The organism is Pseudomonas sp. (genome assembly GCF_050739935.1).
Lineage (GTDB): Bacteria > Pseudomonadota > Gammaproteobacteria > Pseudomonadales > Pseudomonadaceae > Aquipseudomonas.
The window spans coordinates 15,447-28,075 of sequence record NZ_JBOICF010000080.1 but is presented as its reverse complement, the minus strand read 5'-3'; the positions used below and the strand labels follow the sequence as shown (position 1 = coordinate 28,075).

11 protein-coding genes and 1 pseudogene are annotated in these 12,629 nt (G+C 58.4%); 4 read left to right on the top strand and 8 right to left on the bottom strand.

Annotated features, from left to right (window positions below; all coding sequences use genetic code 11):
- Positions 1-8 precede the first annotated feature (8 nt).
- On the bottom strand, positions 9-677 hold the full coding sequence (locus ACRER8_RS15875; protein ID WP_431747187.1) for a DsbA family oxidoreductase: 669 nt from the start codon (positions 675-677) through the stop codon (positions 9-11).
- Between the two features lie 214 nt (positions 678-891).
- Entirely contained in the window at positions 892-3,204 is a 2,313-nt protein-coding gene (gene metE / locus ACRER8_RS15870) for a 5-methyltetrahydropteroyltriglutamate--homocysteine S-methyltransferase (RefSeq protein WP_431747186.1), read from the bottom strand.
- 107 nt (positions 3,205-3,311) lie between these two features.
- On the opposite strand from metE, the gene metR reads away from it, so the two are divergent.
- Positions 3,312-4,229 (top strand): transcriptional regulator MetR, encoded by a 918-nt coding sequence (gene metR / locus ACRER8_RS15865; protein WP_431747185.1) that lies wholly within the window; start codon positions 3,312-3,314, stop codon positions 4,227-4,229.
- 190 nt (positions 4,230-4,419) lie between these two features.
- Here metR and ACRER8_RS15860 read toward each other — a convergent pair whose 3' ends face one another.
- The 3 genes from ACRER8_RS15860 to ACRER8_RS15850 all read right to left on the bottom strand — a co-directional run bounded on the left by ACRER8_RS15860 (position 4,420) and on the right by ACRER8_RS15850 (position 6,740).
- Entirely contained in the window at positions 4,420-4,824 is a 405-nt protein-coding gene (locus ACRER8_RS15860; RefSeq protein WP_431747184.1) for an NUDIX hydrolase, read from the bottom strand.
- Positions 4,821-5,912 (bottom strand): D-alanine--D-alanine ligase, encoded by a 1,092-nt coding sequence (ddlA, locus tag ACRER8_RS15855; RefSeq protein ID WP_431747183.1) that lies wholly within the window; start codon positions 5,910-5,912, stop codon positions 4,821-4,823. The genes ACRER8_RS15860 and ddlA overlap by 4 nt, the downstream gene beginning before the upstream one ends.
- Before the next feature lie 561 nt (positions 5,913-6,473).
- Positions 6,474-6,740 (bottom strand): type B 50S ribosomal protein L31, encoded by a 267-nt coding sequence (locus ACRER8_RS15850; protein ID WP_431747182.1) that lies wholly within the window; start codon positions 6,738-6,740, stop codon positions 6,474-6,476.
- Between the two features lie 200 nt (positions 6,741-6,940).
- Here ACRER8_RS15850 and ACRER8_RS15845 point away from each other — a divergent pair, with 200 nt between their 5' ends.
- The gene (locus ACRER8_RS15845) at positions 6,941-7,306 is read left to right on the top strand and encodes a hypothetical protein (protein WP_431747181.1); all 366 of its coding nucleotides are present in this window, start codon (positions 6,941-6,943) and stop codon (positions 7,304-7,306) included.
- Positions 7,307-7,400: 94 nt separating this feature from the next.
- Here ACRER8_RS15845 and ACRER8_RS15840 read toward each other — a convergent pair whose 3' ends face one another.
- Together ACRER8_RS15840 and ACRER8_RS15835 are read right to left on the bottom strand one after the other, a co-directional pair.
- Entirely contained in the window at positions 7,401-8,726 is a 1,326-nt protein-coding gene (locus ACRER8_RS15840) for an APC family permease (protein WP_431747180.1), read from the bottom strand.
- 121 nt (positions 8,727-8,847) lie between these two features.
- On the bottom strand, positions 8,848-9,663 hold the full coding sequence (locus ACRER8_RS15835) for a carbon-nitrogen hydrolase family protein (protein WP_431747179.1): 816 nt from the start codon (positions 9,661-9,663) through the stop codon (positions 8,848-8,850).
- Positions 9,664-9,797: 134 nt separating this feature from the next.
- On the opposite strand from ACRER8_RS15835, the gene ACRER8_RS15830 reads away from it, so the two are divergent.
- Positions 9,798-10,610 carry a response regulator transcription factor gene (locus ACRER8_RS15830; protein WP_431747178.1) on the top strand — a complete coding sequence of 271 codons (813 nt, stop codon included), beginning with the start codon at positions 9,798-9,800 and terminating at the stop codon, positions 10,608-10,610.
- Positions 10,611-10,726: 116 nt separating this feature from the next.
- On the opposite strand, the pseudogene ACRER8_RS15825 reads toward ACRER8_RS15830, so the two are convergent.
- A pseudogene (locus ACRER8_RS15825) lies at positions 10,727-11,196 on the bottom strand (glycosyltransferase family 2 protein); the annotation flags it as partial.
- Positions 11,197-11,427: 231 nt separating this feature from the next.
- On the opposite strand from ACRER8_RS15825, the gene ACRER8_RS15820 reads away from it, so the two are divergent.
- Positions 11,428-12,570, top strand: a complete 1,143-nt coding sequence (locus ACRER8_RS15820; RefSeq protein ID WP_431747177.1) for an OpgC domain-containing protein — start codon at positions 11,428-11,430, stop codon at positions 12,568-12,570.
- The last annotated feature ends 59 nt before the right edge of the window (positions 12,571-12,629 follow it).

Here is a 12,629-nt window from a genome sequence, read left to right as displayed (position 1 = left end):
CAGGCCAGTCACTCGGCGGGATTAACCAGGCTCGATTGCTCGCGGATGATCTGACGAATGGCGCTGACGAACACGTCCACCGGTTGCCCGCCGGACACCGCGTACTGGTCGTTGAATACCATGGTTGGCACCGAGCTCACGCCGCGGGAGACCCACAGCTGTTCCAGTTCGCGCACCTCCGCGGCGTATTCCCCGGATGCCAGCACCGCTTCTGCGCGCGTGCGGTCCAGTCCGACCTTCTGGGCGACGTCGGCCAGGACTTTGTGGCTGGAAACATCGGCGTGCTGGCTGAAATACGCCGTGAACAGGGCCTCTTTCAAGGGCTGCTGCTTGTCCTCCAGTTCCGCCCAATGCAACAGCCGATGGGCGTCGAAGGTGTTGTAGATCCGTCGCTCGCCCGGCGTGAATACGAAACCCAACTCGGCGCCACGCTGCCGGATATTTTCGGCATTTCCCTGAAATTGCTCGCGGGTGGAGCCGTATTTTTCAGCGATGTGTTCGAAGATTTCCTGACCTTCAGGACCCATTTTCGGATTCAGCTCGAACGGTTGAAAGTGAATCTGTGCCTGAACTTCGTCACCCAGATGCTCAAGCGCCTGATCCAGCGCGCGCAAGCCGATGATGCACCAGGGGCAGGAAACGTCGGAGATGAAATCAATTTTCAGCGCAGTGCTCATGGCAGCCTCGTGCAAAAGAGGGAAAAGTGCACGATACGCTGATCAAGTCGGCGCACAACCCTCGGCGAACGAAGGTGCAAAAAGATCGCTGTGGCAGCGCGGCTTGCCGACGGTGGCGCTTTTGAGATCGCTGCCGCCGGCAAACCGTGCTGCTACAGATTCGATGCAGTTGCGGATCTGCGTCGTATAAAGCGCGCCCCTGCAGGGTTACGCATTACGTCAGTTCGCTACGCAACTGCCGAGCCGCCGCCACCATGTTCACTAACGCGGCCTCGGTTTCCGGCCAGGCGCGGGTCTTCAGGCCGCAGTCCGGGTTGACCCACAGCCGATCGGCCGGAATCCGCTGTACAGCCTTGCTCATTAACTTGACCATCTCGGCCTTGTCCGGCACCCGCGGCGAGTGGATGTCGTAGACGCCGGGGCCGATGTCGTTCGGGTAGTCGAACGCCTTGAAGGCCTGCAGCAATTCCATGTCCGAGCGCGAGGTTTCGATGGTGATCACGTCAGCATCCATCGCGGCGATGGACTCGATCACATCGTTGAACTCGCTGTAGCACATGTGCGTGTGAATCTGCGTCTCGTCCCGCACGCCGGAGGCGCACAATCGGAAGGCCTCAACCGCCCAATCGAGATACTCGTGCCACTGCGCGCGACGCAGCGGCAAGCCTTCACGGAAGGCGGCTTCGTCGATCTGCACGATCTTGATCCCCGCGCTTTCCAGGTCCACCACTTCGTCGCGAATCGCCAGCGCCAGTTGCTGCGCCTGCACCTTGCGCGACACGTCTTCACGCGGGAAGGACCACATCAGCATGGTCACAGGGCCGGTCAGCATGCCCTTCATCACCTTGTCGGTCAGGCTCTGGGCGTACTCGATCCAGTTGACAGTCATGGCCTGCGGACGGCTCAAGTCACCGAAGATGACCGCCGGTTTCACGCAGCGCGAACCGTAACTCTGCACCCAGCCAAAACGGCTGAACACATAACCGTCCAATTGCTCGGCAAAGTACTCGACCATATCGTTGCGCTCGGCCTCGCCATGTACCAGCACGTCCAGCCCCAAACGCTCCTGAATTTCCACCGCGTGGCGAATCTCGGCGCGCATGGCATCGTTGTAGTCGTTGGCCGACAATTTGCCCTGCTTCCACGACTGGCGCGCCAGACGAATCGACGCCGTTTGTGGGAATGAACCGATCGTGGTGGTCGGAAATGCAGGCAAATTCAACCGCGCGCGCTGCACTTCAATACGTTCGGCAAATGCCGACTGACGCTGGCTGTCCGCCGCCGTGATGGCCGCCAGACGCGCCTGCACTTCCGGTTTGTGGATACGTGGAGACAGCTTGCGGCTCTGCTGGACCGCGCGGCTTTCGGCCAGCGCGTTTTGTACACGCGGTGCCGCTGGATCATTGAGCGCTGCGCTGAGAACCGAGATTTCCGCGCACTTCTGCTTGGCAAAGGCCAGCCAGCTTTTCAGTTCGGCATCGAGCTTGTCTTCCCGCTCCAGATTGACCGGGCTATGCAGCAGCGAGCACGACGCGGCAATCCACAGGTTGTCGGCAAAACGCAGTTGGGCCTCGATCAGTTGCTCCCGTGCGGCTTCAAGATCGCAGCGCCACACGTTGCGGCCGTTGATAACACCCAGGGATAACACTTTGTACGTCGGCAGGCGATCAAGCAGCGCCGGCAGTTGTTCGGGGGCGCGCACCAGATCGACGTGCAGGCCATCGACAGGCAGCGAAACCGCCAGACCGAGGTTGTCTTCCAGACCGCCAAAGTACGTCGCGATGAGCTTTTTCAGCGGCGAGTACTGCAGGCTGTGATAAGCCCGTTCGAAGGCGCTCTTCCATTCCTGGGGCAGATCCAGGCAGAGAATCGGCTCATCGATCTGCACCCATTCCACACCCTGCCCGGCCAGGCGGCCAAGGATTTCGCCGTAAATCGGCAGCAGGCGATCGAGCAGTTCCAGTTTATCGAAACCCTCGCCCTTGGCCTTGCCCAGCCACAGATAGGTCAGTGGGCCGATGATCACGGGCTTGACCTTGTGACCTAGCGCGCGCGCTTCTTCAACTTCGTCGAACAGCTGTTCCCAGCTGAGTTTGAAGCGTTGATCCTGGGCGAATTCCGGGACCAGATAGTGGTAGTTGGTATCGAACCACTTGGTCAGTTCCTGAGCGTATTGCGCCTTGCCCTGACTACCGCCGCAGCAAGTGTTGCTGGCGCCCCGGGCCATGGCGAACAGCGTGTCGAGGGTTGGCAGTCCTCTCTCGTCGCGCACTTGGGTGAAACGCTCGGGGATCACGCCGAAGGTCAGAGAATGGGTCAGTACCTGGTCGTACCAGGCGAAGTCACCTACCGGCAGCAGGTCGATACCGGCGTCTTTCTGCAGCTGCCAGTGGGTGGCGCGCAGGTCGCGTCCTACGGCTCGCAGGGTGGTCTGGTCAATATCGCCTTTCCAGTAGGCTTCGAGGGCTTTCTTCAGTTCACGATCAGCGCCGATGCGCGGGAATCCCAAGTTGTGGGCCAAGGCCATGACGACTACTCCATTCAAAATATGCCGCCATTGTCGACACCACCCCCGACATGAGACAAACTCATTGTTTTCGTGTTGATCACAAAATCTATTCATGGAGCGCCGAGGTGCTGGAAATACGTCACCTGAAAACCCTGCATGCGTTGCGCGAGGCTGACAGCCTCGTGGATGCCGCCGACCGGCTGCATTTGACCCAGTCCGCCCTGTCCCACCAATTCAAGGAACTGGAAGAGCGCATGGGCATGCCGCTGTTCGTGCGCAAAACCAAGCCGGTGCGCTTTACCAGTGCGGGTTTACGCCTGTTGCAACTGGCCGACGCGGTGCTGCCGCAGTTACGCAGTGCCGAGCGCGACATTTCGCGTCTGGCTGGAGGCGTTGCCGGACGTCTGCATATGGCGATCGAATGCCACAGCTGCTTTCAGTGGCTGATGCCGACCATCGACCAATTCCGTGATGCCTGGCCTGAAGTGGAACTGGATCTGGCCTCCGGTTTTGCTTTTGCCCCCCTCCCCGCCCTGGCCCGTGGCGATCTGGATCTTGTGGTGACGTCCGACCCGGTGGATCTGCCGGGCATTACCTATGTGCCGCTGTTCACTTACGAAGCGATGCTGGCGGTCGCCAATCAGCATCCGCTGGCGAGCAAGCCATTCGTGGTGCCGGAAGACTTGGCGAGCGAAACGTTGATCACTTATCCGGTAGAGCGGGATCGTCTGGACATCTTCACGCGTTTTCTGGAGCCGGCCGACATCGAACCGGCGCAGGTTCGCACGTCCGAGCTGACGGTCATGATGATGCAACTTGTCGCCAGTGGCCGCGGCGTGTGTGGGATGCCGCACTGGGCGCTGCATGAATACAGCTCACGGGGTTACGTGAAAGCCAAGCGACTGGGTGAAAAAGGTCTGTTTGCCACACTGTACGCAGCGATCCGTGCCGACATGCTGGATGCGCCGTACATGCGCGATTTCCTGCTGACGGCCAAGGACACGTCGTTCTCGACGCTCGATGGGGTAAGCGCAGTCAGGTGAGATACCACGTGTTTGTGTTTGAACGGTGGGGCCTCCCGCCGCCGCGCTGTCGCGTGGGAGAGGCATACTCTGTAGGAGCGAATTTATTAGCGATTGGCCAAAACAGGCGATACAAATCCTTCGTCTGTAATACCGCATCGCGAATGAATTCGCTCCCACAGGTTTGATCGGCGGTGGTCTCAGTTCAGCGCTAGGCAGATTGCAGCGAGCGATAAAGTGGCAAAATCGAATCCCGGGTCAACGGCGCCAGATGCAGTTCATCAGTGCCACCCGCATCGACCCAGACCACCTCCTCTATCTCTGCCGCCGGCATGACATCCTGTGCAACGTCCAGTCGATACAACTGGCAGTTCACCTCGAACCCCGGCTCATTGGCGGCGATAGCGGAAAACTCGCCGAGAAACTGTGCCTCGGTCGGATCTACGATCAAGCCCAGCTCTTCGTTGAGTTCCCGCACCAAAGCAACGGCAGCGGACTCACCCGCGTCGATCTTGCCACCGGGCTGCATGAACGCCTGAGTGCCACGCTTGCGCACGAGTAAGGTTCGTCCATCCGGCCCGATCAGCAACGCGGCGGCGATGCGGATCACCTTCACAGCGTCACCTCGGTTTTCAACGCGCGGGTTTCTTCGGCTCGCTCCAGTGCCAGCACGATCAGGCGATCGATCAGCTCCGGATAGCTCAAACCGCTGGCCTGCCAGAGTTTCGGGTACATGCTGATGGATGTGAAACCCGGCAGCGTGTTGACCTCGTTGATGATGATTTCCCGCGCCTCGGTGACGAAGAAATCCACCCGCGACAAACCGGCGCAACCCAATACGCGATAGGCCTGCAACGCCGCTTCACGGATTTCATCGCTCAGATCGGCAGACAAGTCGGCCGGAATCGCGATACGCGCCTGACCGTCGTTCAGGTACTTGGTGTCATAGGCATAGAAATCGTCATTGGCGACCACTTCACCACAGACGCTGACCTGCGGCTCATGGTTGCCCAGGACCGCGCATTCGACTTCACGACCGACAATGCCCTGTTCCAGCAACACTTTGTTGTCGTAATCAAAAGCCAGCTTCAACGCTGCGGCATAGGTGGCTTCATCGGTGACTTTGCTCACGCCCACCGAAGAACCCTGGCTCGCGGGCTTCACGAACAGCGGCAGCCCCAGTTGCGCGGAAACGCTGACGAAGTCCACTGACTCGCCACGGTGCAGCACGGCGAACGGCGCCACCGCGATCCCGGCATCGCGCAACAGACGCTTGGTGACGTCCTTGTCCATGCACACCGCCGAGCCCAGTACATCGGGGCCTACGCATGGAATGTCGAGCAGGCGCAGCAGGCCCTGTAACGAACCGTCTTCGCCGGAGCTGCCGTGAATCAACGGGAACACCACGTCGATGCGCGGGACTTCCAGACCGGTGTCCACTTCGATGAATTGCGGACCCTTGGCGCCCGGCATCAGCGAAAGCAAACGGCCTGATTCACTGAGTTTGATGTGCGCGGGATCGTTGGCATTCTGCAAGTAATCGCGTTCGTCGAAACGCAGCCAGTGGCCCTGTTTGTCGATGCCGATCAGGGTGATGTAGTAGTTGTTGCGATCAATCGCGTTGATCACATTGCGCGCCGATTGCAACGACACTTCATGCTCGGAGGATTGCCCGCCGAAAACGATGGCGACTGACTTTTTCAAAGTGGGAAGCTCCTGGATTTCAGGTCGCAGAGCTAAAAGCAATTTGCGTCGTTAGTCCAGTCCCAAGGGCATTGGGTTGACGGAATGCAGAGGGAGAAACGGGATCGTGCCTTACCCAGATCGCGATTTATGGTGTCCGGGCTACTGCGTAAGAAAAGCAGAATCAAAAGCTGGGCGCTTCGGGCACTTTTTTGATTCCATGCTCGCCGCCGCCCCAAAGGAGCCGGCTTGCTGGCGAATGCGGTGGGTCAGTTACAGATGAGCCGTCCGACACACCGGATTCGCCAGCAAGCCGGCTCCTACAATAGGTCGGAGATAGAGCGAAGAATTGTATGCAGCACGAAAAATGCGAAGAGCGTTAGCTCCAGCCGCGCGCTTTGGTTTTTATGCGCGATAGTTCAGGGAACGCAGAATGCGACTTGGGCGCAGGCCGAACCGTCATCATCGACACCACAAATAACGGATCTACTCCGAAATAGCGCCTCCCAAAAAACCCAAAAAAATCCCGCGTGTCGGGCCATCGCAAATCGATCGCCCAACACGCGGGAGGTATCGCTTCCATCAGTCCTTCTTCGCACCAGATCCAAAAGTCGCAAAGCGCTTGTTGAACCCTGCGATGCGGCCTTCGGTGGTCGTCTTGCGCTGCTGCCCCGTATACATCGGATGCGACGCACTGGACACGTCTAATGCAACATACGGGTACGTATTGCCATCACTGTGTTGCTGCGTGCGATCCGTATCGACCGTCGAACCGATCAGGAAATACACATCGGCCGCTGTGTCGTGAAACAGGACCTGGCGGTACTCGGGATGGATATTGGCTTTCATGGCGCTCTCCTGATTTAGGTAATCATGTAATACGTTATACAGTAACAATTGGAAAAAGTTCAACCTGCAACTTTTTTGTAACCGTTACAACTTTCGTCTTTGCTCGCGACGCAAGGGCCGCTAACGTTCGCGCCGCTGACAAAAGCACCACCCGATACCCGTCGGGAATGGAATAACAAATACCACCAGGAGGTTGTGCAATGCAGTTGATAGATCGCTACGAAATGACCCTTCCCGGTCACATGCGGCTGGTCGATGCCCGAAGTGCGCTGAATTACCTGGAACGCTTCATCCAGAGCATCGACGGCCCGGTCGACAGCGAATTGCTGGAAGAGAAGATGGAGCCGTTGGTAGAGGCTCTCAACGATGCCGCCGACGACGCACGTCCGGTGAGCGGGGACGAAGCCTTTCAACTCAAGGCTTGTGAATGGGGTTACATCGCCCTGTCGCCCAAAGAGCGTGACATGTTGCACCTCATCCGCTGCTGCACCGAGGAAGGACAAGAGGACATCTCGCGCCTGATCACCGAAACCCAGCAGCGCAAGCCTCGACCGGATCTTCGGTAAGCGTCCGCGAGCAGCCCGATGAAGCACGCCATCGATCAGACAAGGAGGCCTTTGAAGCAACGAGGCGCGCCATTGCAGCGCGCCTCGCTCTACATCATGCCGCTTCCTGGAAATCCATTTCAGGCGGCTGACGACGGAAACCGCCGGTGAGCCAAGCCAGGTAGACGCAGCCTATAGCCAGCCAGCTCAAGCCGAGAATGATCGCCATTCTGTCCAGACTGATCATCAGCCACAGGCAGGCTGCAGCGCCTATGAGCGGGAAGATCAGAAATAGCACCGCTTCGCGCAATCCGCGATTTTTGGCCCCTATCCAGTAATGAAAGATCACCGACACGTTGACCAGAGTGAAGGCCAGGAAAGCACCGAAGTTGATGAAGGAGGTCGAGGTTGTGACGTCCAGCTTCAACGCCATCAATGCCACCACACCGCACAAAAGTATGCTGTTGACCGGTGTACCGAAGCGCTCGCTTACACGTCCGAAGAATGACGTCGACAGGACGCCGTCGCGGCCCATCGCATAGAGCAACCGTGAACCGCTCGCCTGTGCCGCCAGACCCGACGCAAACTGACCAACGACCATGCCGATCATGAAGAAACTGACGAACAGATCGCCACCTATGTTTTTCGCAATTTCATAGGCAGCCGAATCCGAGTTTTCGAAAACGATCGACGGGTGCGCCAGTTGTACGAAGTAGGACACCGCGATGAAGATCAAACCGCCAATCAGCGTGATCAACATGATTGCCCGGGGAATGGTGCGCACTGGATCTCGGGTTTCTTCAGTCAGGGTACTGACCGCATCGAAGCCCAGGAACGAATAGCAGGCGATCGCCGAACCGCCCATGATCAAAGGCAGCTTCATGTCCCCGGAAATAAACGGCTTCAGTGTCCACAACGGCGTGCTCGCATCCCCACCGATGTAATGAATGCACAGCACCACAAACGCCACTAGCACCAGCATTTGAATGAGCATTAACAAGGCACTGACCTTGTTGGCCAGTTTCAGCCCGACAATGTTGATGACACTGGTAATTATGATGAACGCCAGCACCCAGACCGGCTGGGGCACCGAAGGAAATGCCGAGCCCAGATAAGCCGCGCCAATCAGCCAGATGGCCATCGGAAGGAACAGGTAATCGAGCAGGACTGCCCAGCCGGCGAGGAAGCCCAGTTTCGGGCTGATGGCCTTGCGTACGTAGCTATACGCGGAACCAGCGACGGGAAAAGCCGCCGCCATATGGCCGTAGCTCAATGCCGTGAAAAACATCGGGACCAACGCCGCCAGATACGCCGCGGGAACCATGCCGTTGGTGGATGTTGCGAGAATACCGAACGTTGCGAGAACGACCGTAGGGGTCATATAGGCAATGCCGAACAGCACCACCGCCCCTAATGAAAGAGTGCGTTGCAGACGAGCCATGAGCTATTACTCCGGATTATTGGTTTTATGGCAGAGAAAACTTCGGCAGAACAAAAGTTGTTTTTATAGGTACTGAATGACCGCTCCAACGTGTGGCGCAGGAACGATCATCGGGTAGAAATCAGGGAATCAGCAGCTCACGCCGGCCGTCCGCATGTTCAATGACATTTCCCGGCAGGCGGATGCGTTGATCGTTCAGGTACCGGTAGTCCTGACGCGCGGCCAGCAATTGGCTGAAATCCAGCTCGGCACTGAACTGGGATTCCTCACGACCGGCTTCCTGCAACAGGGTGCCAAACGGGTCGACCAACGCGCTGCCGCCAGCAAATACCAGACTGCCGGTACCCGCGCCAACTCGGTTTACCATTACCGCCAATGCTTGGTTTTCCTGGGCGCGGGCCATGATGGCGGTCCGGTGCGTCGGACCGTAGGGGTCCATGTTGCCGTTGGTGACGATGAGCAAATCTGCGCCCAATTGGGCAAGCGCGCGTGCCGTCTCCGGGAACTCGATGTCGTAGCAGATCAGCAGACCGATACGAACACCATTCCACTGGCAAGTCGCGAACCGGTCACCAGGCTCGAACACACCCCGCTCCGAGGGCCAGAGGTGCGTCTTGCGATAACGAAGGGCGATACCTTCGGGGGTAATCAATAGCGTGGTGTTGTAGAACCGGCCACCATCGTTTTCCGCAAAACCAATGACCACAGCGAGGTTTCGCTCACGGGCGGCACGCTGTACGGCCTGCACGGTGGGACCGTCCTCCGGTTCTGCAACAGCGGCTACCGTATCGATGGTAGGAAAACCCATCAGATAGGTTTCCGGGAATACGACCAGCTGGGTATCACTGTCGCAGGCGGCAATCGCTGCGAGCGCGCGTTGCAGGTTATAGGCGGTATCGCTGTCACGGCCTGCCAGTTGCGCGAATTCGACCTTCATGGGTTCTCCTTATCGAGTCACGTTGCCGATCAGGCACAAAATGCTGGCCTGATCATTGGCTCTGCGGGCAGTATGCGCATCAGCAAGTGTTACGGGGTATTACGCAGCTGTAGTAACCCAATAGGGGTAGATCAATGACAATCGCACTTCAGGACATCGCCTGGCATCGCTCGGTCGCGCAGTTGATCGAAGCGCTGGACCGGCCGAACTTCTGGGCCCAACTGGTGCGCCTGCTCAATCAATACGTCAGTTTCGATAGCTGGGTGGTACTGCAATTCAGCTCCGGCCAACGCCCGCAAGTCTTCGCCGAATGCCCCGGTGAGGACGGCAGCCCCGATCAGCTGTTTCAGGACTACCTCAAGGGTCTGTACCTGCTCGACCCCTTCTACATCGCCAGCCGCGAGCGCTCGCAAGGCGGCCTGTTTCGCCTGGCCGAAGTGGCGCCAGAGCACTTCGAACTGACCGAGTACTACCAGCGATACTTTCGGCTGAACGTGGTGGCCGATGAAATCCAGTTCAATTGCCAGCTCGACAGCGACCGCACCCTGTGCCTGTCACTGGGCTCGACCCAACGTTTCAGCGCCGAGCAGATCGCCTTGCTGTCGATGATCCAGCCCTGGGTGATCGCTCTTCTGCGTCAGCGGTTACCTTTCGAGTTGGCCGAGCCTGTGTCCGATCACGAACCGGCCAGCCAGCAACTGCCGACGCCTGACTGGCGCACGCAACTCGAAGCCTCGGTTCAGCAAAGCCGCGGCGCTCAACTGACGGCGCGAGAACTGGATGTCGGACGCCTGATGCTCAGCGGCTGTTCGAGCAAGGAGATCGCGCGCAAACTGGACATTTCTGCCGAAACCGTGCGTGTACACAAGAAACATATCTACAGCAAACTGGGGATCAAATCGCAGTCCGAGTTGTTTTCGATCTTTCTTCAGGCGCAAAGCGCTTGAGCGCAGAAAGTCTTGCCGAACAGGAGCGCGGCGCATGCAGGATCCCGGCGAACACTGCACCTTGTCTTCACCCCATCGGCGACTTCAAAGCACGCTGGCGACGGGCGATAACCGATTATCTGCTGCTCGGGCATGTCCTTGAGGACCTCCACAACCTTGCGATCCAGCAAACGGAAGTCGCCGACGTTTTCTTCGATCCGGGTAGCCGATATCTGCCGCAGAAGCTTGTAGAACAACCCCGCCGAATGACGCTTGAAGAAGCCGTCTTCACTGCGATGCCGACGCTTGGCCAGATATCGGCGCCGTCGCACCAAGCCTCGATGAGTTGCGCGATTACACTGATCGGGTCCTGAAGATCGACATCCACAGGGATCACCGCATCGCCCGTGGCGTATTCCAGTCCAGCGAGCAGGGCTGCTTCCTTGCCAAAATTTCGCGAAAAGGTCAGTAACGCGACATGGCGATCTGCGGCGACGATGGACTTGGCGATCCGGTTAGTCGCGTCTTGGCTGCCGTCATCGACGAAGACGATCTCGATCGACCAGTGCTGCAACTGTGGATCGTCGCGGACGGCCCGATGGAACATTTCCACGGCCTGTTCTTCGTTGTAGACCACCTGTCGGGTCGCAACGCGCGCGAGAACTTGGGTCTATATCCCCGCCTGCTCGCAGCTGGAGACATTCTGTAATACCGATCCTTTGCATTTTTGTTACGAAAGCGCCACCCTGCGCGCCGCCGATCAGCACCCCCTTGTGGGGTGGAACCAAGGTCAGATATGACCCTCTTCTCTATACAGACTTTCAAAGAGTTCACCGTCATGACGAACGGACGCGACCATCGAATCGATTTCTTTCGAGGTCTGGCGCTGATCTTCATCTTTTGGGATCACGTACCGGAAAACCCTTTCGCGCAACTGACCCTGCGCAACTTCGGCTTTAGCGATGCTGCTGAAGTTTTCGTGTTTCTGGCGGGGTATGCTGCCGTTCTGGCCTATGGACGCGTCGCGGCGCGTGACGGATATCTGGTCGCCTGTGTGCGGATCCTGCGCCGTACGTGGGTGTTGTACGTCGCGCACATTTTCCTGCTGACGTTGCTCATGGGTATCGTCTTCATCGCCAATAACCACGTCGAAACCCGCGACATGGTGCGCGAAATGGGCCTTGAATATTTCGTCGGCAACCCTCAGCAGGCGTTGACGGACGAATTGCTGCTGCGCTTCAAACCGAACCTGACCGACCCGCTGCCACTGTACATCCTGCTGATGGGCGCCCTGCCGCTGGTACTGCCGATCGTGTTGCGCAACGCGGCTGTAGCAGTGGGCCTGTCGATTTCGCTGTACCTGATGGTGCCGTTGTTCGGCTGGAACCTGCGCGCTTACGAAGGCGGTGGCTACTGGTACTTCAACCCGGTGGCCTGGCAGCTGATTTTCGTGCTCGGTGGCGCTTTCGCGATGTACACCCAGCAGCCGTCAACCCGGTCAGTGAAACCACGCCCGCTCTGGCGACAACCGCTGTTTCTGCTCGCCGCCGTTTACATGGTGATGTCAGGCACCATCGCCTTCCTGTGGAAATTTCCGGCCATCCACGACGCGCTGCTGCCCCAGGCGTTTACCGACCTCATCTACCCAATCAGCAAGACCGACCTGTCACCACTGCGTCTGCTGCATTTCGTGGCACTGGTCTATTTCGTAGCCAAGATACTGCCATCTTCCCATGCATGGCTGGATAACTGGCCCGCTCAGCAGACCTGCCGCATGGGCCGTTATTCACTGGAGATCTTCTGCCTTGGCGTGCTACTTGCCCCGTTGGCCGACATGGTCAATGCCCTGGCCGATGATGCTTGGCAAATGCGCGTAATCACGGCGTTGCTGGGTCTGGGGATCATGCTGCTGTTGTCCAATTGGCTGGAGCTGAACAAGCGGCTGGGAAGCCCGAAAGTCCCGCAGGTGGCGAGGGTGTGACCGAGATCGAACACCTCGCCCTGTAACAGCACGGCTCGCCGGCTGTGGCGTACTTGAAA